The organism is Bradyrhizobium sp. CCBAU 45321 (assembly GCF_028128975.1).
GTDB lineage: Bacteria > Pseudomonadota > Alphaproteobacteria > Rhizobiales > Xanthobacteraceae > Bradyrhizobium > Bradyrhizobium yuanmingense.
In genome coordinates, this window is sequence record NZ_LFKZ01000017.1 from 462823 (window position 1) to 481378 (window position 18556).

Sequence of the window (18556 nt, forward strand, 5' to 3'; positions counted from 1 at the left end):
AGTGGCGATTACTGGATCTGACTTTGCATAATGTAAGTTTGATGGATTTCGCCTCCCTCTGTCATCCTACTTCCTGCCTTCTGGCACCGATTATCTTGGTGTAGCATTCCCTTGTGATCAGATCGTTCTGGCATCGCGAGAGGCTAAATGAGGCGGCGGACGTTTCTGAGCTTCTTGGGAATGACGGCGATCTCGGCGCGCGCAGCCTTGGCCCAAAAGCGCGTTCCGGTCGTGGGATTCGTCGGATTTGCCACGCCGGAAATCGACAATGCGGTGCTCGTTCCGTTCCGGAAGGCGCTGGCCGAGCTGGGTTACGTGGAGGGCCGCACCATCGTCATCGAGGCCCACTCGACGGCCGGCGACGTGTCGCGGGGCCTTGCATTGATCGACGACCTCGTGGCCAGACAGGTGGACGTCCTGCTTTCGCCCGGCCCGGCCGCAGCACGCGCGATGGTCAGGAAAACCAATATTCCCGTCGTCGCCGTGGCGCTGCCTGCGGTGCAAAGCGACCCTGAATTGTTTCAGAGCCTCGCGCGGCCGGGCGGCAGCCTCACCGGCTTCGCCGCGTTCGGCGAGGAGATGTCGGCCAAGCGCATCGAGATGATCCGGGAGATCCTGCCCTCGCTGAAGCGGATCGGCGTCTTGAACAATGCGACGGACCCGACCTTCAGCGCCTGGGGCGCGCAAACCATCGAGGAAGCACGACGTGCCGGGCTGGAGCCGGTGCGCCTCGGACTGACGAGCGCATCGCCGGCGGCGGTTGCCGAGCAATTCAACGTGCTCGCGGGCGCCGGCGGCAACGCCGTGATCGTCATTCGCGACTACATGACCGCCGCGATGCAGGACGCAATTTGCCGTATCGGCATCGACATGAAGATCGCCGTCATCGGCCAGCAGAAGGAGTTCGCCCATGCCGGCGCTCTGATCAGCTATGGTGCCGACATCGGCGACCTGTTTCGTCGCGCCGCGGGCTATGTCGATCTGATCCTGAAGGGACAAAAGCCGGCAAACATGCCGATCCAGCTGCCAACCAAATTCGAGCTGGCCGTCAATCTCAAGACCGCGCGTGCGCTTGGCGTGACGATCCCGCCCACCATCCTCGTGCTGACGGACGACGTGATCGAGTGACGGGTCGTTGAAAATCCGCCGATTGCCGCGCCGTGAGGCGGGTCAACATCCAGTCATTCGCGAAGCTTCGGCGGAGCAATTCATGGAATGCAGCATCCGGCCCACGTGCGCGACAGCTATTATGGCGACGAACGCACGATCATCATGGAGCGAGTGCTGGCAGACCGGTCCTAGGACTGGTGGACGCACTGGCAATGGCTGCGCAGGATTCCGCTCGTCTCACTCTCCGCCTTGGGTCTATTCCACGCCTCGCTGCGCGATCCTGACCCCACCGATCACTCCGACGCAGTTTCGCAGGGCGGGTCGAGCTCCTGCGGAACCTATTGCCCCAAACGCAGGGGCGCGGGTATCTCGTCGTTCTTGCCAGTTCTGATTTGTAAGCATGAAGCTTGACGGGTTGTACTTCGCCCTGCCCTACGAGCTGGATTGCACCAGCTTGTGTTCGACGCGCGATTTGAAGCGGCAACGAAAGTCGAGCCGCGCTTCGAAGATGGAAATTAGTTTTGCGACATAATCGTAATGACTCCGACGCAAAAAAAGAAAATAGGGTGAAATCAACAAGAATAATGGGAGGAGTGAGATGGACACTGCGGGTCGCCTGCGCGCGATGGCATTTTTATGCCGTCAGACAGCCGCGCGTCATCCTGATCGAGGCTGGAAACTGCTCGCGGAAGCTGAATATTGGGAGCATTTGGCCAATGATGCGCCGCTCGATCATTTCGAACGTTGCTCGGTTGGCTCGCCGCCCGATCCCGAGCCTGGTATCACCAAACCAACCGCGGCCCCTGTGGGGTGAGTGCGAAGCAAAATAGTTTGTTAGCTTCCGTGTGCGTAACTTGAAGAGTGCCGCCCACCGCCGATGCGGCACATTGGAATGGGAATGCCGGCCCCGGCTGTTACCCCATCCTGCGGCTGGGGCCGTTTTGAACTTTCGCAGCATCGTTCAAACCCGATCCACAACCATGCTCAGAGGCATCGCTATAGCGCTCTTCGGAAAAGGCATCTTGTCTCGGCTCGATCGAGCGCTCTCCCATGGTCGCAATACTGAGGCTGCGCCCAGCCTTGTGCGGGACATCGGCCGAGGCTTCGGGCTGTAGGGCGCCGTCCACGCGCCTCGTCGATCAGGCAGCGCCTGCCCTACCGGCGACTATTTCTTCAATAATATTCCTTTCGCTCGCGCCATGCGCCTGACTGATCCGGCGTGGCGGCCCAGTTCGGCGGCAATCTTCGATACCCCAATGCCCTGCCGGGCCAGCGTGACCAGCCGTCGAACCTCCTGCTCGGCCCATTGCTTCGGCTTCGGTGTCTTCATGGTGCGACCCCACGACCGCACGACTTAACGACGGCAGCTGACGGTCCGCACTTGGGAAATTTACGGGTGGCGCGCCCGGGCCGTTATCCGTCCGAACCTCCAAACGGAAATTGACCGAGGCCGCGCTGTCATGTGCCCCAGCCTTTGGCCTCGTTGTTGAGGCAGATCAAGGCTGCTGGCGCCGGGCAAGGCGGGAGAGGCCGATGGCGAAGCGGAGGCGAGCGGTCACGCCACCAGCGCGGCGTCCTCGTTGCGGTCGATGCCGCGCTGTGCGGCCAACAGGCTGACGATCTCCGCATTCGGCCGGGCCTTGCTGAACAGGAAGCCCTGGCCCTCATGGCAGCCTTCGGCGCGGAGGCAGCTGAGCTCCGCTTCGGTCTCGACGCCTTCGGCGGTGATGGTGACGCCGAGGCCCTTGCCGAGGCTGACGATGGAGCGGATGATCGCCTGGGCCTCGCGGTTGGCCGCGAGATCACGCACGAAGGACTGGTCGATCTTGATCTTGTCGAACGGGAAGCTGCGCAAATAGCTGAGGCTGGAATAGCCGGTGCCGAAATCGTCCATGGAGATGCGCACGCCGAGCGCGCGCAGCGCATGCAGCGTCGCCAGCACCTGCGCGCTCTTCTCCAGGAGCAGCGTCTCGGTGATCTCGAGCTCGAGCCGGCGCGGCGCCAGGCCGGAATGTTTCAGCGCGTCAGTGACCATCGAGAGCAGATTGCCGCTGCGGAACTGGAGCGGCGACAGGTTGACCGCGACGCGGACGTCGTCCGGCCAGGCCGCGGCGTCGAGGCAGGCCCGGCGCAGCATCAGCCCGCCGAGCGGATTGATCAGGCCGGTGTCCTCGGCGACCGGAATGAACTCGGCCGGCGATACCATGCCGCGCTCGGCATGCGGCCAGCGCACCAGCGCCTCGAAGCCGGTGATGCGGCCGCTCGAGAGGTCGATCAGCGGCTGGTAGTACGGCCGCAGCACGTCGTTCTGGATCGCGTCGCGCAGCTCGACCTCGATCTTGCGGCGGCTCTGCGCCTTCGCATCGAGCGCGGCCTCGAAGAAGGCGAAGCTGCCACGCGCATCCAGCTTGGCGCGCGACAGCGCCATGTCGGCGCTCTTGAGCAGCTTTTCGGAATCCTCGCCGTCGCCGGGCGCCATCGCAATGCCGATCGAGGCGCCGATCACCACGGAATGACCGTCGAGCAGATAGGGATCGGCAATGGCCGCCAGGAGCCGCTTGGCCAGCATCACCGCGTCCTCGGGACGCGCCAGCCCGCTCTGCAGAACCGCGAACTCGTCGGAATTGAGCCGCGCCAGCGCGTCCTCGTCCCGCAAGGTGGAGCGCAGCCGCTTGGCGACGCCGCGCAGGAGCTTATCGCCGACCGCATGCCCCAGCGTGTCGTTGACCGCCTTGAAATTATCCAGCCCCAGCATCAGGAGCGCGACCTTCTCCGAGCCGCGGCGCGTGTGCAGCAGCATCTCGTCCATCTGCTGCCGCAGCAGGCTGCGATTGGGCAGGCCGGTCAGCCCGTCGTGCTGGGCCATGAAGGCGAGCCGCGCCTCGGCGCGCTTGCGCTCGGTGATGTCCATCAGCGCGAGCAGCACCGCGGGCCGCTCGGCATAAGTCAACTCGCGGGAATAGATCGCAAGGTCGATCAGCGCGCCGTCGGCCTTGACGTGCTTCCAGGTGCGGCCGGCCTGATCCTCGCCGGTCCCATCGACGGTCCAGGGCGGCACGCTTTCGAACGCCTGCAAGGACCGGATCTTCAATCGCTCGAACTCGGCCCGGCTGTAGCCGTAATGCGCGACCGCGGCATCGTTGACGCCGAGAATGCGCTCGTCGTCCAGCGCGCAGACGATCATGGGCACGGGATTGCCGTCGAACAGCAGGCGGAACGAGGCCTCGCGCTGCTTGAGCTCGGTGATGTCGACGCGCAGGCCGACGACGCCGCCGTCTTCGGTCAAGCGCTCGTCGATCAGGATGACGCGCCCGTCCGACAGCTTCTGCTCGTGGCGCGCGCCGGGCTTGTAGAGCTTTTGCAGGCGCTCGGCGATCCAGGCTTCTTCATTGCCGATGGCCTCGGGATAGTCGCCGCGGGCGACTCCGATGCGCAGCGTGTCCTCGAGCCGCGCGCCTTCCTCGAACAGATCGGCGGTCTTGCTGTAGATCTCGGCGTATTTCTTGTTCCAGAGGACGTAGCGGCCTTCGGCGTCGAGAAACACGATGCCCTGCGGCAGGATGTCGATGGCCTGGCGCAGGCGCTCATGCGACTTGCGCGCCTCCGCGATCGCGGCTTCCGCCTCGGCACGGCTGCGCAGGATTTCGTCGTGTTCGGAAAGGGCACGGTGCGCGTGCGCGAAGCGCGGCTTGCGCGCCTTTTGGCCGGCGCGGGCAAGCATGCTTTGCTTTCGCTTTCTTGTTTTTCGAGACCCCAAACTCAACTTCACTCGTCCCAGTCGCGTCCAGCGGCCGCAAGATTTGAGGCAAGTGTCTGAAAAAAAAGTAATCCTAGCCAGCCGCGGTCCGCGCGCGGGGCGCATATTGCCTGTTTGCGCGGCGTGGCGGGCGGCGGTAGGCGCCATCAGACTGAGTGCGGCGCCCTCAATCAGTGAGCGATCTGGCGCAAAATTGCGCGCGCGCCTGAATCGGTTCCGAAATCTCGCGCGATCGCATGCGAACCGCAGAATTTTTTGCGCGCCGCGCACGAATTTTGGTCAATGCAGGATACGGTTATTACACCCTTAAGAAACGGCGGGTCGAGACGCGATTCGGGCGCGCTGCGGTGAGTTGGCGGCGGGCTCGTTCTTAACCCTGGTGCAGCATTGGGTTATAAGAACGTTTGCATGAGTCGCCGCGGCATCACCCTCCTCCTGCTCTCGTTCGTCTGCCTGGGCGCCGGTGGCGCGCTGGCCCAGGACCGTGGCAGCATCAACCCGAAGCCGCTGCCGCCGCTCGCCAATCCCAACGACCCCGATCTCGCCGCGAAGGAGCTGTTCGCGCGAAAGCTGCTGCCGTCGAAGGGGCCGGCCCATGTGATCGGCTCCTACACCAGGGGCTGCATCGGCGGCGCCGCGCAGATGCCGGTCAACGGCGACAATTGGCAGGTGATGCGGCTGTCGCGCAATCGCAGCTACGGTCATCCCGACATGATCGCGTTGATCAAGCGGCTTGCAGCCAAGGCGCACAAGGACGCCGGCTGGCCCGGCATCCTGGTCGGCGACATCGCCCAGCCGCGCGGCGGGCCGGCGCTGTCAGGCCATGCCAGCCACCAGATTGGTCTCGACGCCGACATCTGGCTGACGCCGATGCCGGACCGCCGGCTCTCGCGCGAGGAGCGCGAGGAAATGTCTGCGGTGATGATGGTGCGCCAGGACCGGCTCGACATCGACCCCAAGGTGTTCACACCAGGCCACGTGCTGGTGCTGCGCGCCGCGGCGCGAGAGCCCGCCGTGCAGCGCATCTTCGTCAACGCCGCGATCAAGAAGGCGCTGTGCCGCGAGGCCAAGGGCGACCGCGCCTGGCTGTCGAAGATCCGCCCCTGGTGGGGCCACGACTACCATTTCCACATCCGCATGCACTGCCCGGCCGGGGCCGGCGAATGCGAGGGCCAGCCGTCACAGGCCGAGGACGAAGGCTGCAAGCCCGCCGATCTCGCCTACTGGTTCTCCGATGCGGTGCTGCACCCCAAGCCGCCGCCCGAGCCGCCCAAGCCGAAGCCGCCGATGACGCTGGCGCAGATGCCGGCAGCCTGCAAGGCGGTGCTGCATGCAGGGGATGCGAAGCCGTAAGGTTCGCTGCCACGGAATCCACCGTCGTCGTCCCGGGGCGCGAAGCGAGCCCGAGACCCATAACCACAAGACGTGGTTATGGCGCGAGGTGCCCACTCCGAGTCTTCGCCAAACACAATCCTGTGGCTATGGATCCCGGCTCGCACTGCGCGCGCCCCGGGATGACGCATCAGGTTTGACCTTCCGACCTGGCCTGCTATCTTCGCAGCTGCGATATCCCACGCTGGCCGTAAGCCACCGTGGCGCCGTGGAACAGCGCGTCCGCCCGTCGCATCAGACCACCAACGCCAGATTGCGCGTGCATCGTCCGCGCAAGCTCGCACGGAGCGCTGTTCATGATTCGTATTGCTGGACTATTCACCGCCTTCGTCATCCTCGCCGGCACGGCCGTCGCGCCCGCCGCGGCCGAGGACAAGACCATCACCGTGTTCGCCGCCGCCTCGATGAAGAACGCGCTGGACGAGATCGACGCCGCCTACACCGCCAGGACCGGGGTCAAGTTCAGCGTCAGCTACGCCGCTAGCTCGGTGCTGGCCAAGCAGATCGAGCAGGGTGCGCCGGCCGACGTGTTCGTCTCGGCCGACACCGACTGGATGGACTACGCGATCGCCAAGAAGACCATCAACGAGCCTTCCAGAGTGAATCTGCTCGGCAACAGCATCGTGCTGATCGCGCCGAAGGATTCCAAGATCGACAGCGTGACGATCGCGCCAGGTTTCGATCTCGCCAAGCTCGCCGGCGACGGCAGGATCGCGACCGGTGACGTCAAGTCGGTCCCTGCAGGCAAATATGCCAAGGCGGCGCTGGAAAAGCTCGGGGCCTGGCAGGCCGCAGAGCCGAAATTCGCCATGGCCGAGAGCGTGCGCGCGGCGCTGACGCTGGTCGCCCGCGGCGAGGCTGTGCTCGGCATCGTCTATTCCACTGATGCCAAGGTCGAGCCGGGCGTGAAGATCGTCGGCGCCTTCCCGCCGGATTCGCATCCTGCGATCATCTATCCGGTCGCGGCGACCAGCACCGCCAAGCCGGAGGCGAACGGCTATCTCGCCTTCCTGCGCTCGGCGGCGGCCAAGGCCATCTTGGAAAAATACGGCTTCAAGTTCCTGATCAGCCCCACAACCTGATTGTTGCGAACCTGATTCTTGCAAACCTGATTTTGCAACCTGTTTTCTGCGACCTGATATGACGACTTGATGTTCGAGATCTCTCCCGCCGAATGGACGGCGATCCTGCTTTCGCTCAGGGTCGCCGTCATCGCCACGCTGGTCGCAACGCCGTTCGGCATTGCGCTGGCGTGGCTGCTCGCGCGGCGTGACTTCTGGGGCAAGTCGGTGCTCGACGCACTCGTGCACCTGCCCCTGGTGCTACCGCCCGTCGTCACCGGTTATCTGCTGCTGCTCAGCTTCGGTCGCAAAGGTCTCATTGGCAGCTTTCTCGCCGACCATCTCGGCATCGTCTTCGCGTTCCGCTGGACCGGTGCGGCGCTCGCCTGCGGCGTGATGGCGTTTCCGCTGCTGGTGCGGCCGATGCGGCTGTCGATCGAGGCGATCGACCGCCGGTTCGAGCAGGCTGCGGAGACGCTCGGCGCAGCGCCGTGGAAAGTGTTCTTCACGGTGACGCTGCCGCTGGCGCTGCCGGGCGTGCTCGCCGGCATGGTGCTGGGCTTTGCCAAGGCGATCGGCGAGTTCGGCGCCACCATCACCTTCGTCTCCAACATTCCAGGAGAGACCCAGACGATTTCGTCGGCGATCTATTCGCTGATCCAGACGCCCGACGGCGATGCCGCGGCAGGCCGGCTCGTGATCGTCTCGATCGTGCTCGCGATCGGCGCGCTGATCGCGGCCGAATGGTTCGCCCGCCGCGCCACGCAGCGCCTGCACGGGAATTGACCATGCTGCGCGTCGACGTCGAAAAACAGCTCGGTGAATTCTCGCTGTCCGCTTCCTTCAGCAGCGAGGGGCGCGTCATCGGGCTGTTCGGCGCCTCGGGCGCCGGCAAGAGCTCGCTGGTCAACATGATCGCCGGCCTGCTGCGGCCCGATCGCGGCACCATCGTGATCGATGGCGAGACCGTTGACGACACCGCGGCCGGCATTCACGTGCCCACTTACCGCCGCCGCATCGGCTACGTGTTCCAGGATGCGCGGCTGTTTCCGCATCTGAGTGTGGCGCAGAACCTCGATTACGGACGGCGGATGAACGGGCTTGCGCCCGATCCGGCGCAGCAGAGGCGCATCATCGACCTGCTCGACATCGGCGCGCTCAGCGATCGCCGTCCCGGGAAGCTGTCCGGCGGCGAGCGCCAGCGCGTCGCGCTCGGCCGCGCGCTGCTGTCGAAGCCGCGTCTCCTGCTGCTCGACGAGCCGCTCGGCGCGCTCGATGAGGGCCGCAAGCTCGAGATCCTGCCCTACTTGGTGCGGCTGCGCGACGAGGCCAATGTGCCGATGGTCTATGTCAGCCACGACGTCGCCGAGCTGCGCCAGCTCGCGACGCAGATCGTGATGCTCAAGCAGGGACGGGTGACGTCGTTCGGCGGGGTGAAGGTGCTGACGTAGTCCGTAGCCCGGATGGAGCGAAGCGCAATCCGGGAAGGTCTGTCCGTGAGGTGAGAACCCGGATTACGCTGCGCTCCATCCGGGCTACGGACTGCCGTTTGAAGAGTGACGATCGCGCCCCATCGTCATTGCGAGCGGAGCGAAGCAATCCAGAGTCTTTCCGTAGAGACAGTCTGGATTGCTTCGTCGCAAGGGCTCCTCGCAATGACGGGTCCTTGACTGGCTTTGTCCTGCCGAACCACCAGACTTCGTAGGGTGGGCAAAGGCGCGCTCTTCGCGCGCCGTGCCCACGTCGTTTCTGTTGGTGGGCACGGCGCAAGGCGCGCCTTTGCCCACCCTACCGCAGCGTCAGACCCCCGCCACAGACGCCCAGACATCGGCGAGCTTCTTCCGCAGCGCCCGAGCGCCTGTCAGCGGCAGCGGTGTCTCATCATCTTCGGGCAGGCGCAGGCCGACGAGGTTGACGCGGCCACCGGAGATGCTGCGGGCGACCAGCACGATCTCGCCCAGGGCGAGCTCGGCGCCCTCCTTTGGAGCGTGGTCGAGATGGACGTCGAAATAATCGGCGAGCGTGAGCTTGCCGTCGTCCTCGCTCACCTTGACGCCGTAGATCTCGGTGAGCTCGGCGAGCGTGTGCTCGCCGGAGACCATGAAGTCGCCGAGCAGATGCGGATCGGGCGCGGTGCTCGGCTGCATGTCGACGAAGAAACGGTCGAGCGCTTCGGCCTTTTCCGGCGGCGCCAGCAGATAGATGTAGTCGCCCGGTGCGATCGGATCGGCCTCCGTCGGCGTCAGGATGTGCTCGTTGCGGATCACCAGTGTCGGCTTGGACCAGGACGGGATCAGGCCACGACGGAAATACAGGCTCTTGGGCCGCACCGGATAGCCGACCAGCTGCTGCTCGAGCTGGCCGGGCAGATCGAGCTCGACGCGGCGGGGGCCGCGGTCGGCGCGAGGCAGCGCCACGTGCAGCTTGCGCGCGGCCGGCGCCAGGGTCCAGCCTTGCAGCAGAAGCGAGATGATGACGACGACAAAGGCCACGTCGAAATAGAGATAGGCCTTGGGCAGCCCGACCAGCATCGGGATCGAGGCCAGGAAGATCGCGACCGCACCGCGCAGGCCGGTCCAGGCGATGAAGATCTTCTCACGCCAGTTGAAGCGGAACGGCGACAGGCACACGAACACCGCGAGCGGGCGCGCCACCAGCATCAAGACCAACGCGACGGCGACCGCCGGCAGCACACTGGAACCCAACCGGCTCGGCGAGACCAGAAGGCCGAGCAGCACGAACATCACGATCTGCGCCAGCCAGGTCGCGGCGTCGAGGAACGTCACCACCGAATTGTGCGCGCGGGTCGGCCGGTTGCCGATGATGATGCCGGCGAGATAGACGGCGAGGAAGCCGGAGGCGTGCATGATCTGCGAGCCGCCGAAGATGACGAGCGCGGCCGTGGTCACGAAGGGCGCATGCAGGCCCTGCGGTAGAGCGACCTTGTTGAGCGCGATGACGACGAGGCGGCCGCCGATGACGCCGACGACGGCGCCCAGCACCGCCTCCTGGATGAACTCCATCAGCACATGGCCGGGCGAGCTGGTACCGACCGAGATGTATTCGACCAGCATCAAAGTGAGGAAGATCGCGAAGGGATCGTTGGTGCCGGATTCGGCCTCCAGCGTCGCGCCGACGCGCGGGCGCAGACGCAGGCCCTGGGTGTGCACCAGCAGGAACACCGCGGCCGCGTCGGTCGAGGCCACCACCGCACCGACCAGCAGCGCCTCCGACCAGTTGAGGTCGAGCGCATATTTGGCGAACGGCGCCGTGACCAGCGCGGTCAGCAGCACGCCGACGGTCGCGAGCACCACGGACGGCGCAAGCACGGTGCGGATGCTGGCAAAGCGCGTGCGCAGGCCGCCGTCGAACAGGATCAGGGCGAGCGCGACGGAGCCGACCAGATAGGTGGTGCGGACGTCGTCGAACTGGAGCTGACCTGGGCCGGAATCGCCGGCGAGCATGCCGATGATGAGGAAGACGAGCAGCAATGGCGCGCCGAAGCGCAGCGCAAGCAGGCTGGAGAGGATGCCGGCCATGACGAGGACGGCGCCGAGCAATATGGCGAGACTGACGGAGTCGAGAGAAGCCATCCACCTTCCGGGTAAGAAATCGCTGGAATTTCATCCTTATCGTCGGTGGACTCGCGCGCCAACCCATTTTCGCGCTTCGCGGCAATCTGCCCGCATTTTACGGCCTTAACGCGCTTCACTTCACGGTGTATCGATGGCCCGGCCGCGCCCTTTGTGGGATTGTCCGGCGCCCTCGAATCAATTCCTCCCCGCTTGCCGACGAGACCCGATGGACATGGACCTCAAAGACTTCATGGAGTTCGTGCAGACCACCGCACGCAGCGTCGGGGCGGAAATCTCCTCACCCTGGTTCTACCTGCAATTCGGCCTCATCCTGGCCGCCGCCGGCATCGCCTATGCCGCGGAGGCCGCCATTCGCAGCCGTGTCGACCTGACCTCGCTGGCGATGCGCTGGCCGCTGCCGCTCCGGCATTTCGTCCGGGTCATGGTCGCCAGCGCCTCGACGGCGGTGTTCACGCTGCTCGTGATCGTCTCGCGCGTGGTGATGTATCACGCGACCTGGCCGAGCCGCTCCTATCTCCTGATGGTCGCAGCCAAACTTGGTTTCGCATGGCTGGTGATCCGGCTCGTGACCTCGGTGCTGCGCAACGCCTTCATCGTCAAGCTGGTGTCGATCACGGCCTGGTTCGTCGCCGCGCTCTCCATCGTCGGCCAGCTCGATGCGACGGTCGACCTGTTGGATTCCTTCGCGATCGTGCTCGGCGGCCTCAGGCTGACCCCGCTCCTGGCGCTCAAGGCCGGCGCGCTGCTGCTGATCGCACTCTGGCTCACCAACATCGCCAGCAATTTCGCCGAGAGCCGGATCAATTCGACCACCGACCTGACGCCGTCGGTGCAGGTATTGCTGGTCAAGATCATCCGCATCGGGCTGCTCACGGTCGCCATCGTGATCGCGCTCGGCGCGGTCGGAATCGACCTGTCGGCGCTCGCGGTGTTCTCCGGCGCGGTCGGCGTCGGCATCGGTATCGGCCTGCAGAAGATCGTCGCCAATTTCATCTCGGGCATCATCCTGCTCGCCGACAAATCGGTGAAGCCCGGCGACCTCGTCACCATCGGCGACAATACCGGCCGCATCAGTGCGATGAAGACGCGCTATATTTCCGTCGCTGCCGGAGACGGGCGCGAATTCCTGGTCCCGAACGAGGATCTGGTGACGCAGAAGGTCGTCAACTGGACCTATACCGACAAGAACACGCTGGTGAAGATCGCCTTCGGTACCAATTACGACGCCGACCCGAAGCTGGTTTGTACGCTCGCCGCCGAGACCGCCGCCGCTCATCCGCGCGCGCAGAAGGGCAAGCCGCCGACCTGTCTCCTGACCGAGTTCGCGGAAGCCGGGATGAAGTTCTCGCTGACCTTCTGGATCGCCGACCCCGACGGCATGGACAAGGTCAAGAGCGACGTGATGCTGGAGCTGTGGGACGCCTTCAAGCGCGAGGGTATCCGGGTTCCCTATCCCGTCCGCGAAATCCGCATCCGCGGCGGCGCCCTGCCGGTGGAAACCGCCGTGGAAGTCCCGAATTAGGTCACTTTCACCCCCCAAGCAGGCCCCTCGGCTTGCATGAAGGCTGCCAATCATTAAATTGGGGCCTGAAATCAAGCCTTTCCACCGATATCGAGATCAGCCCGAGAAGACCTGACACGCATGAGCTACGTCGACGCCACCGAGACCTCCCTGCGCAAGACCGGACAGATCAAGCTGCACGGGCCTGCCGCCTTTGCCGGCATGCGCAAGGCCGGCGCGCTGGTGGCGAAATGTCTGGACGAGCTCACCGACATCGTCGGGCCCGGCGTGCCAACCTCCAGAATCGACGATTTCGTCCGCGACTTCGCCTTCAGCCACGGCGCCTACCCGGCGACGCTGATGTATCGCGGCTACCGCTACTCGACCTGCACCTCGCTCAACCACGTGGTCTGTCACGGCATGCCCGGCGACCGTCCGCTGAAGGAGGGCGACATCGTCAACATCGACGTCACCTTCATCGTCGACGGCTGGTATGGCGATTCCAGCCGGATGTATGCGATCGGCCCGATCGCCCGCAAGGCGGAGCGGCTGATCGAGGTGACCTATGAAGCCATGATGCGCGGCATCGCCGCGGTGAAGCCGGGCGCCACCACCGGCGACATCGGCCATGCCATTCAGAGCTTCGTCGAGCCGCAGGGCATGAGCGTGGTGCGCGATTTCTGCGGCCATGGTCTGGGCCGCATGTTCCACGACGAGCCGAACATCATCCATATCGGCCGGCCCGGCGAGGGCGTGCAGCTCAAGCCCGGCATGTTCTTCACCATCGAGCCGATGATCAATCTCGGCAAGCCGCATGTGAAGATCCTGTCCGACGGCTGGACCGCGGTGACCCGCGACCGCTCGCTGTCGGCACAGTTCGAGCACTCCGTCGGCGTGACGGCAACGGGCGTGGAGATTTTCACGCTGTCGGCGCGGCACGGCGAGAAGCAGATCGGGTGAGCTAGGCCCCCGTCCTCGTCTGACGCGCGACTTTCTCCCGCAATTGACGGTTGCAAAAGCGCTGGCCCCCGGCAATGCTGGCGGCCGATGCCCGCCAAGCCTGACCACGACAAGAGCAAGCCTGACGACGCGCCGCACTATCTCGGCCATCGCGAGCGGCTGCGCGAGCGCTTCTATAGCGCGGGCGCGGACGCGCTCAGCGATTACGAGCTGCTCGAGATGGCGCTGTTTGCCGCGCTGCCGCGGCGCGACACCAAGCCGCTGGCGAAGGCGCTTATCAAGACCTTCGGCTCGTTCGCCGAGGTCGTCCATGCGCCGGTGGCGCGCTTGCGCGAAATCGACGGGGTCGGCGAATCCGCGGTCAACCAGCTCAAGCTGATCGCAGCTGCCGCCCATCGCGTCGCCAAGGGCGAGGTCAACAGCCGCAACGCGCTGTCATCCTGGAACGAGGTGATCGCCTATTGCCGCACCAGCATGGCGTTTGCCGACAAGGAGCAATTCCGCCTGCTGTTCCTGGACAAGCGCAACCAGCTGATCGCCGACGAGGTGCAGCAGACCGGCACGGTCGACCACACCCCGGTCTACCCGCGCGAGGTGATCAAGCGCGCGCTCGAGCTGTCCGCGACCGCGCTGATCCTGGTGCACAACCACCCCTCAGGCGATCCCTCGCCCTCGCAGGCCGACATCCAGATGACCAAGGCGATCATCGACATCGCAAAACCGCTCGGGATTGCCGTGCACGATCACATCATCGTTGGTAAGAGCGGGCATGCGAGCCTGCGGGGAATGCGGTTGATCTAGGCCAAATCAGAACGCCTGGCTCTTGGCGGCTTTCAAATGGTCTTCCGCGGCTGTGAAGCCGGCGAATGCCTTGAGCGTCAGGGCGGTCGGTTGCGGTTTCCATTCGGCAACCATTTTCTCGGCCTTCTCGAGCTCAGGCTTGGACAACATGGAAGCCATTTCGTTCACGTTCTTGGCCGGCACCTTCGAGAGTTTGAAATAGGCATACGACAGTGACAGATCTCTCGGCGTTCCCTTTCCGGCCGAATAGGCGCGGGACAGGCCGAACAGGGCCTCGGGAAGCCCCTGATCGCCCGCCAGCTTCCACCATTTCAGCGCTTCTTCCGAATTGCCTTGCCGGTCATACATGAGCGCGACGTCGTGCTGGGCGCGCGCATAGCCCGCATTGGCGGCAACGAGCTTGTATTTCAGTGCTTGGTCCGCGTCGGTTGCGATGACGCCTGCGCCTTGCCCGTCATAATAACAGCCGAGCTTGTAGGCTCCGAGCGGATCGTTGGCGGCGGCCGATTTCTGAAACCATTCGAATGCCTGGCTGCGATCCTGCTGTGTGCCGATGCCGTTGTTGTGCATCATGCCGACATGATATTGCGCCTCGGCATCTCCGCGATTGGCCAACCCGACCATCGCATTGAAGGTGCGGGTGTCATTCGCGCCGGCCGGCATCGCGAACAGCAGAAGGCCCAAAAAGGCCAGGGCAACGGATTTCATGTCAAAGCCCGATTGAGATTGAGCCATTCCGTCTTAGGTCGCTCGAGACGGACGAAAAGTTCGAAATCCAACAAATTCCGAAATCAGCGATCTCGCCTGTCGGAATCGGCGCAAGGCACCGCGCTGCGATCGAAGGTGACGGCTTAGAATATGGATGAGGCGCGAGGGACGTCGACAGTCTCCACAGCGTCATGGCCGGGCCTGTCCCGGCCATCCACGCCTGGCTACGCGGCCCAAAGAACGTGGATGCCCGGGACAAGCCCGGGCATGACGACCTCTTGTAAATCTTCATATGCGATTGCGGGTGAGGGCCGGAGAGCCCCCTGTTTACCGACGCCCTACTGCCGCAGCATGATCAGGGGATCGGCGGTGTCGGGGACGCGGCGCCACTGCGCGTGGTCGTCGGCCTCGAACTGCCAGGCTTCGCCTGATTTCGACATCAGGATGATCTGGCCGCGCTCGAGGCGCCATTGCGTCGGGTTGAACTGCGCAATCGCCGCGTCGCATCTCGGCTTGAGGAAAACCTGGAAATTGTCCGAATCCGCTTCGGTGTTGGTCAGCGTCAGCCCGCAGATCGGCTGGCCCTTGCCGCGCACCATCGACCAGTCACCGATCATCTGGTCCATTGACTTCGCCATCGAGCGCGCGGCGGCGAGATCCTGCAGGATGTAGACGCCCTCGCCCTGGCGCAGGCCCTCGAAGATGCCGGCCTCGACCTCGGTGAAGTCGATCACGGCTTCGCCGGTCGCATCCTGCAGGCGCACGATGTCGAGGCCCCTCACGCTCCAGGCCACGATGTCCTTGGTGAAGGGCAGCGCGGTCTTGCAGGACGGCTCCAGCTCCAGCTTGAAACCCTGGCCTGCGGCGTCACCCTTAAGCGTGACGACGCAGGTCTTGCTGCGCTCGGTGGTCGAGAGCTCCCACTGTCCGGGCATCTGCTTCTTCAGGCTCGCCGCATCCTGCGCATGCGCGATGCCGATCGCGGCCAAGGAGGCCGCGACGGCGAATGCGAGAACCCGAAGAACTCTCATCAGCGCCCCTTGACCGGCGTTTCCGCAACCGGTGTCAGCGGCGCCTTTCCGGCGAACCAGGCCTTGAGATTGTCGACCACGAGCTGGTCCATGGCGTTGCGCGTCACCACCGAAGCTGAGCCGATATGCGGCAGCAGCACGACGTTCTGCATGGTCTTGAGCTCGTCGGGCACGTTCGGCTCGGCCGCGAACACGTCGAGCCCGGCGGCGAGAATGGTGCCTGACTTCAGCGCCTGGATCAGCGCGGGCTCGTCGATCACCGAGCCGCGGGCGACGTTGACCAGCACGCCGCGCGGGCCGAGCGCCTTGAGCACCTCGGCATTGATCATCTTGTTGGTGCTGGCACCGCCGGGCACGATCACAACAAGCGTGTCGACCGTTTTCGCCATCTCGATCAGATCAGGGTAGTGCTTGTACGAGACATCCTTGGAGGCGTTGCGGGAGTGGTAGACCACCGGCACCAGCGAGGCGTCGAGCCGGCGCGCGATGGCTTGGCCGATCCGGCCCATGCCGACGATGCCGACCTTGCGGTCGCGCAGCGAGCCGACGCTGAGCGGATAGTTCTGGGTCTGCCAGAGCCCGGAGCGGACATAGCGGTCGGCCTTGATGAACTCGCGCAAGGTGGAGATCAGAAGGCCCATCGCGACGTCGGCAACCTCCTCGGTCAAGACGTCGGGCGTGTTGGTGACGACGATGCCGTGCTCGGCCGCATATTTGGCGTCGACGTGGTCGTAGCCGACGCCGAAGCTTGCCACCATCTCCAGCTTCGGCAGCTGCGACAGCGAGTCCTTGTCCGCGCGCACGGTGTGATAGGTCACCGCGACGCCGCGGATCTTGTCGCGCACCGCGGGCGTCAGCCGCTCGAGATCGCCGCGCGTCTCCGCCTTGTGCACGACGAAATGATCGGAAAACCCGTTCTCGAGGATCGGCCGCACCGGCCCATAGATCAGAAGGTCGATCTTTTCGGACGAAATCGAACCGGCAGCCATCAGTTTTCCTTTCCAAGCGCGCTCTCATGCCAGCGCCGTAAAACGAGGTGGGAAACTAGCGCCAGCACCCCATAGATGACAATCCCGGCCAGCGACAACAGAAGCAGCGCGGCAAACATGCGGGGTATGTTCAAGCGATAGCCTGACTCGGCGATCCTGTAGGCGAGCCCGGAGCCGGCGCCGGCCGTTCCGGCCGCGATCTCGGCCACGACCGCGCCGATCAGCGACAGGCCGCCGGCGATGCGCAGGCCGCCGAGAATGTAGGGCAGCGCCGCCGGCAGCTTGAGGAAGTGCAGGGTTTGCGACTTCGACGCGCCATAGAGCTGGAACAGGCCGGCGAGGTTGCGGTCCACCGAGTTCAGCCCGAGCGTGGTGTTCGACAGCACCGGGAAAAAGGCGACGATGAAGGCGCAGACGACCACCGCGGTCTGCTGCTCCAGATAGATCAGCAAGAGCGGCGCGATCGCGATGACAGGCGTCACCTGCAGCACGATGGCATAGGGGAACAGCGAATATTCCACCCATTTCGACTGGTTGAACAGCAGCGCCAGCGCGATGCCGCCGATGCTGGCGGCGACAAAACCTTCGAGCGTGGTGACAAGCGTGGTCGCCAGCGATTGTGACAGCACCGCCCAGTCCTTGATCAGCGTCAGCACGATGACGGAGGGCGCCGGCAGAACGTAAGGCGGGATCTCCCTGATGCGGACCACGAGTTCCCAGGCAAGGAGGCCGGCTGCGAAGACGATGACGGGCAGCACAAAGCGCATCGCGCGTTGCGCGCCGGACGACTTTGCGGGCACGGGAGCTTGCGCGTTCATAGCGTCGACTGCCCGGAATAGGACGGGGCCAGCGCGGCCGACACGCGTCGGCAATAATCGGAATAGGCCGTCGAGGTGCGAAACTCCTCGGCCCGCGGCTCGACCGTCTCGATACGGATGTCGGCCTGGATGCGGCCGGGGCGCGCCGTCATGACGACGACACGTTGCGACAGATAGACAGACTCGAACACCGAATGGGTGACGAAGATGACGGTCTTGCGTAAGCGTCGCCACAGCGCGAGCAGATCGTTGTTGAGGCGGAAGCGCGTGATCTCGTCGAGCGCGGCGAACGGCTCGTCCATCAGCAGGATATCGGGATCGGTAACGAGCGCACGGGCCAGCGACACCCGCATCTTCATGCCGCCGGAGAGCTCGCGCGGAAAGGCATCGGCGAAATCGGCGAGGCCGACGCTGGCCAGCGCCGCGTCGGCACGCGCGCGCCCCTCCGCCTTCGGAACGCCGCCGAGCTTCAGCGGCAGGCGCACGTTCTCGCGGACGTTGGCCCAGGGCATCAGGGTCGGCTCCTGAAACACGAAGCCGATGCCGTGGCCCGGCTGCGGCACGCCCTCGTGCCGTGCCACCCGCACCGTGCCCGACGACGGCGCGCCGAGCTCGGCGATCAGCCGCAACACCGTCGACTTGCCGCAGCCGGAGGGGCCCAGCAGCGAGATGAACTCGCCCTTGCGGACGGCAAGGTCGAACGGGCCGAGCGCCATCACGCCGTTGTCGTAAGTTTTCGTCACGCCGCGCAGGCTGACGGCGAGATGCGTCAGGCTGGCCTCGACGGAGGGCGATGGATTGCGCTCTACCATTGAGAGCGGGCTGCCGCGTT

At 64.8% G+C, this 18556-nt stretch carries 17 protein-coding genes; 9 read left to right on the plus strand and 8 right to left on the minus strand.

Annotated elements, in window-relative coordinates:
- Nucleotides 1–180: 180 nt before the first annotated feature.
- Nucleotides 181–1128 carry an ABC transporter substrate-binding protein gene (locus ACM43_RS08185; protein ID WP_271539565.1) on the plus strand — a complete coding sequence of 316 codons (948 nt, stop codon included), beginning with the start codon at nucleotides 181–183 and terminating at the stop codon, nucleotides 1126–1128.
- Between the two features lie 580 nt (nucleotides 1129–1708).
- The gene (locus ACM43_RS08190; protein ID WP_082641383.1) at nucleotides 1709–1924 is read left to right on the plus strand and encodes a hypothetical protein; all 216 of its coding nucleotides are present in this window, start codon (nucleotides 1709–1711) and stop codon (nucleotides 1922–1924) included.
- A gap of 351 nt (nucleotides 1925–2275) precedes the next feature.
- Here the strand turns inward: ACM43_RS08190 and ACM43_RS08195 are convergent, their stop codons facing one another.
- Nucleotides 2276–2440 (minus strand): helix-turn-helix domain-containing protein, encoded by a 165-nt coding sequence (locus ACM43_RS08195; RefSeq protein WP_162130849.1) that lies wholly within the window; start codon nucleotides 2438–2440, stop codon nucleotides 2276–2278.
- Nucleotides 2441–2665: 225 nt separating this feature from the next.
- Complete coding sequence (locus tag ACM43_RS08200) at nucleotides 2666–4831, minus strand: EAL domain-containing protein (protein WP_271539572.1); 2166 nt, start codon at nucleotides 4829–4831, stop codon at nucleotides 2666–2668.
- Nucleotides 4832–5275: 444 nt separating this feature from the next.
- On the opposite strand from ACM43_RS08200, the gene mepA reads away from it, so the two are divergent.
- From mepA to modC, 4 genes are all read left to right on the plus strand, one after another.
- Nucleotides 5276–6220: a penicillin-insensitive murein endopeptidase gene (gene mepA / locus ACM43_RS08205; protein ID WP_157283431.1), complete on the plus strand. Its 945-nt coding sequence runs from the start codon at nucleotides 5276–5278 to the stop codon at nucleotides 6218–6220.
- Between the two features lie 335 nt (nucleotides 6221–6555).
- The gene (gene modA / locus ACM43_RS08210) at nucleotides 6556–7341 is read left to right on the plus strand and encodes a molybdate ABC transporter substrate-binding protein (protein WP_271539575.1); all 786 of its coding nucleotides are present in this window, start codon (nucleotides 6556–6558) and stop codon (nucleotides 7339–7341) included.
- A gap of 69 nt (nucleotides 7342–7410) precedes the next feature.
- The gene (gene modB / locus ACM43_RS08215; RefSeq protein ID WP_271539576.1) at nucleotides 7411–8106 is read left to right on the plus strand and encodes a molybdate ABC transporter permease subunit; all 696 of its coding nucleotides are present in this window, start codon (nucleotides 7411–7413) and stop codon (nucleotides 8104–8106) included.
- Between the two features lie 2 nt (nucleotides 8107–8108).
- Nucleotides 8109–8771, plus strand: a complete 663-nt coding sequence (modC, locus tag ACM43_RS08220; protein WP_271539578.1) for a molybdenum ABC transporter ATP-binding protein — start codon at nucleotides 8109–8111, stop codon at nucleotides 8769–8771.
- A gap of 348 nt (nucleotides 8772–9119) precedes the next feature.
- Here modC and ACM43_RS08225 read toward each other — a convergent pair whose 3' ends face one another.
- Entirely contained in the window at nucleotides 9120–10913 is a 1794-nt protein-coding gene (locus ACM43_RS08225) for a potassium/proton antiporter (RefSeq protein WP_271539580.1), read from the minus strand.
- Nucleotides 10914–11121: 208 nt separating this feature from the next.
- On the opposite strand from ACM43_RS08225, the gene ACM43_RS08230 reads away from it, so the two are divergent.
- The 3 genes from ACM43_RS08230 to radC all read left to right on the plus strand — a co-directional run bounded on the left by ACM43_RS08230 (nucleotide 11122) and on the right by radC (nucleotide 14178).
- Nucleotides 11122–12438, plus strand: a complete 1317-nt coding sequence (locus ACM43_RS08230; protein ID WP_271539582.1) for a mechanosensitive ion channel family protein — start codon at nucleotides 11122–11124, stop codon at nucleotides 12436–12438.
- 120 nt (nucleotides 12439–12558) lie between these two features.
- Nucleotides 12559–13377 carry a type I methionyl aminopeptidase gene (gene map / locus ACM43_RS08235; protein WP_271539584.1) on the plus strand — a complete coding sequence of 273 codons (819 nt, stop codon included), beginning with the start codon at nucleotides 12559–12561 and terminating at the stop codon, nucleotides 13375–13377.
- Nucleotides 13378–13464: 87 nt separating this feature from the next.
- Complete coding sequence (gene radC, locus ACM43_RS08240) at nucleotides 13465–14178, plus strand: RadC family protein (protein WP_271539586.1); 714 nt, start codon at nucleotides 13465–13467, stop codon at nucleotides 14176–14178.
- A 6-nt stretch (nucleotides 14179–14184) separates the two neighbouring features.
- On the opposite strand, the gene ACM43_RS08245 is transcribed toward radC, so the two are convergent.
- The 5 genes from ACM43_RS08245 to ACM43_RS08265 all read right to left on the minus strand — a co-directional run bounded on the left by ACM43_RS08245 (nucleotide 14185) and on the right by ACM43_RS08265 (nucleotide 18536).
- On the minus strand, nucleotides 14185–14886 hold the full coding sequence (locus ACM43_RS08245) for a tetratricopeptide repeat protein (protein ID WP_271539588.1): 702 nt from the start codon (nucleotides 14884–14886) through the stop codon (nucleotides 14185–14187).
- Between the two features lie 338 nt (nucleotides 14887–15224).
- A complete protein-coding gene (locus tag ACM43_RS08250) occupies nucleotides 15225–15917 on the minus strand; it encodes an AprI/Inh family metalloprotease inhibitor (RefSeq protein ID WP_271539590.1) in 693 nt (230 codons plus the stop codon).
- Nucleotides 15917–16906 carry a 2-hydroxyacid dehydrogenase gene (locus tag ACM43_RS08255; protein ID WP_271539592.1) on the minus strand — a complete coding sequence of 330 codons (990 nt, stop codon included), beginning with the start codon at nucleotides 16904–16906 and terminating at the stop codon, nucleotides 15917–15919. The genes ACM43_RS08250 and ACM43_RS08255 overlap by 1 nt, the downstream gene beginning before the upstream one ends.
- On the minus strand, nucleotides 16906–17724 hold the full coding sequence (locus ACM43_RS08260; RefSeq protein ID WP_271539594.1) for an ABC transporter permease: 819 nt from the start codon (nucleotides 17722–17724) through the stop codon (nucleotides 16906–16908). The genes ACM43_RS08255 and ACM43_RS08260 overlap by 1 nt, the downstream gene beginning before the upstream one ends.
- Nucleotides 17721–18536, minus strand: coding sequence for an ABC transporter ATP-binding protein (locus ACM43_RS08265; protein WP_271539596.1), 816 nt, complete (start codon nucleotides 18534–18536; stop codon nucleotides 17721–17723). The genes ACM43_RS08260 and ACM43_RS08265 overlap by 4 nt, the downstream gene beginning before the upstream one ends.
- Nucleotides 18537–18556: the final 20 nt, after the last annotated feature.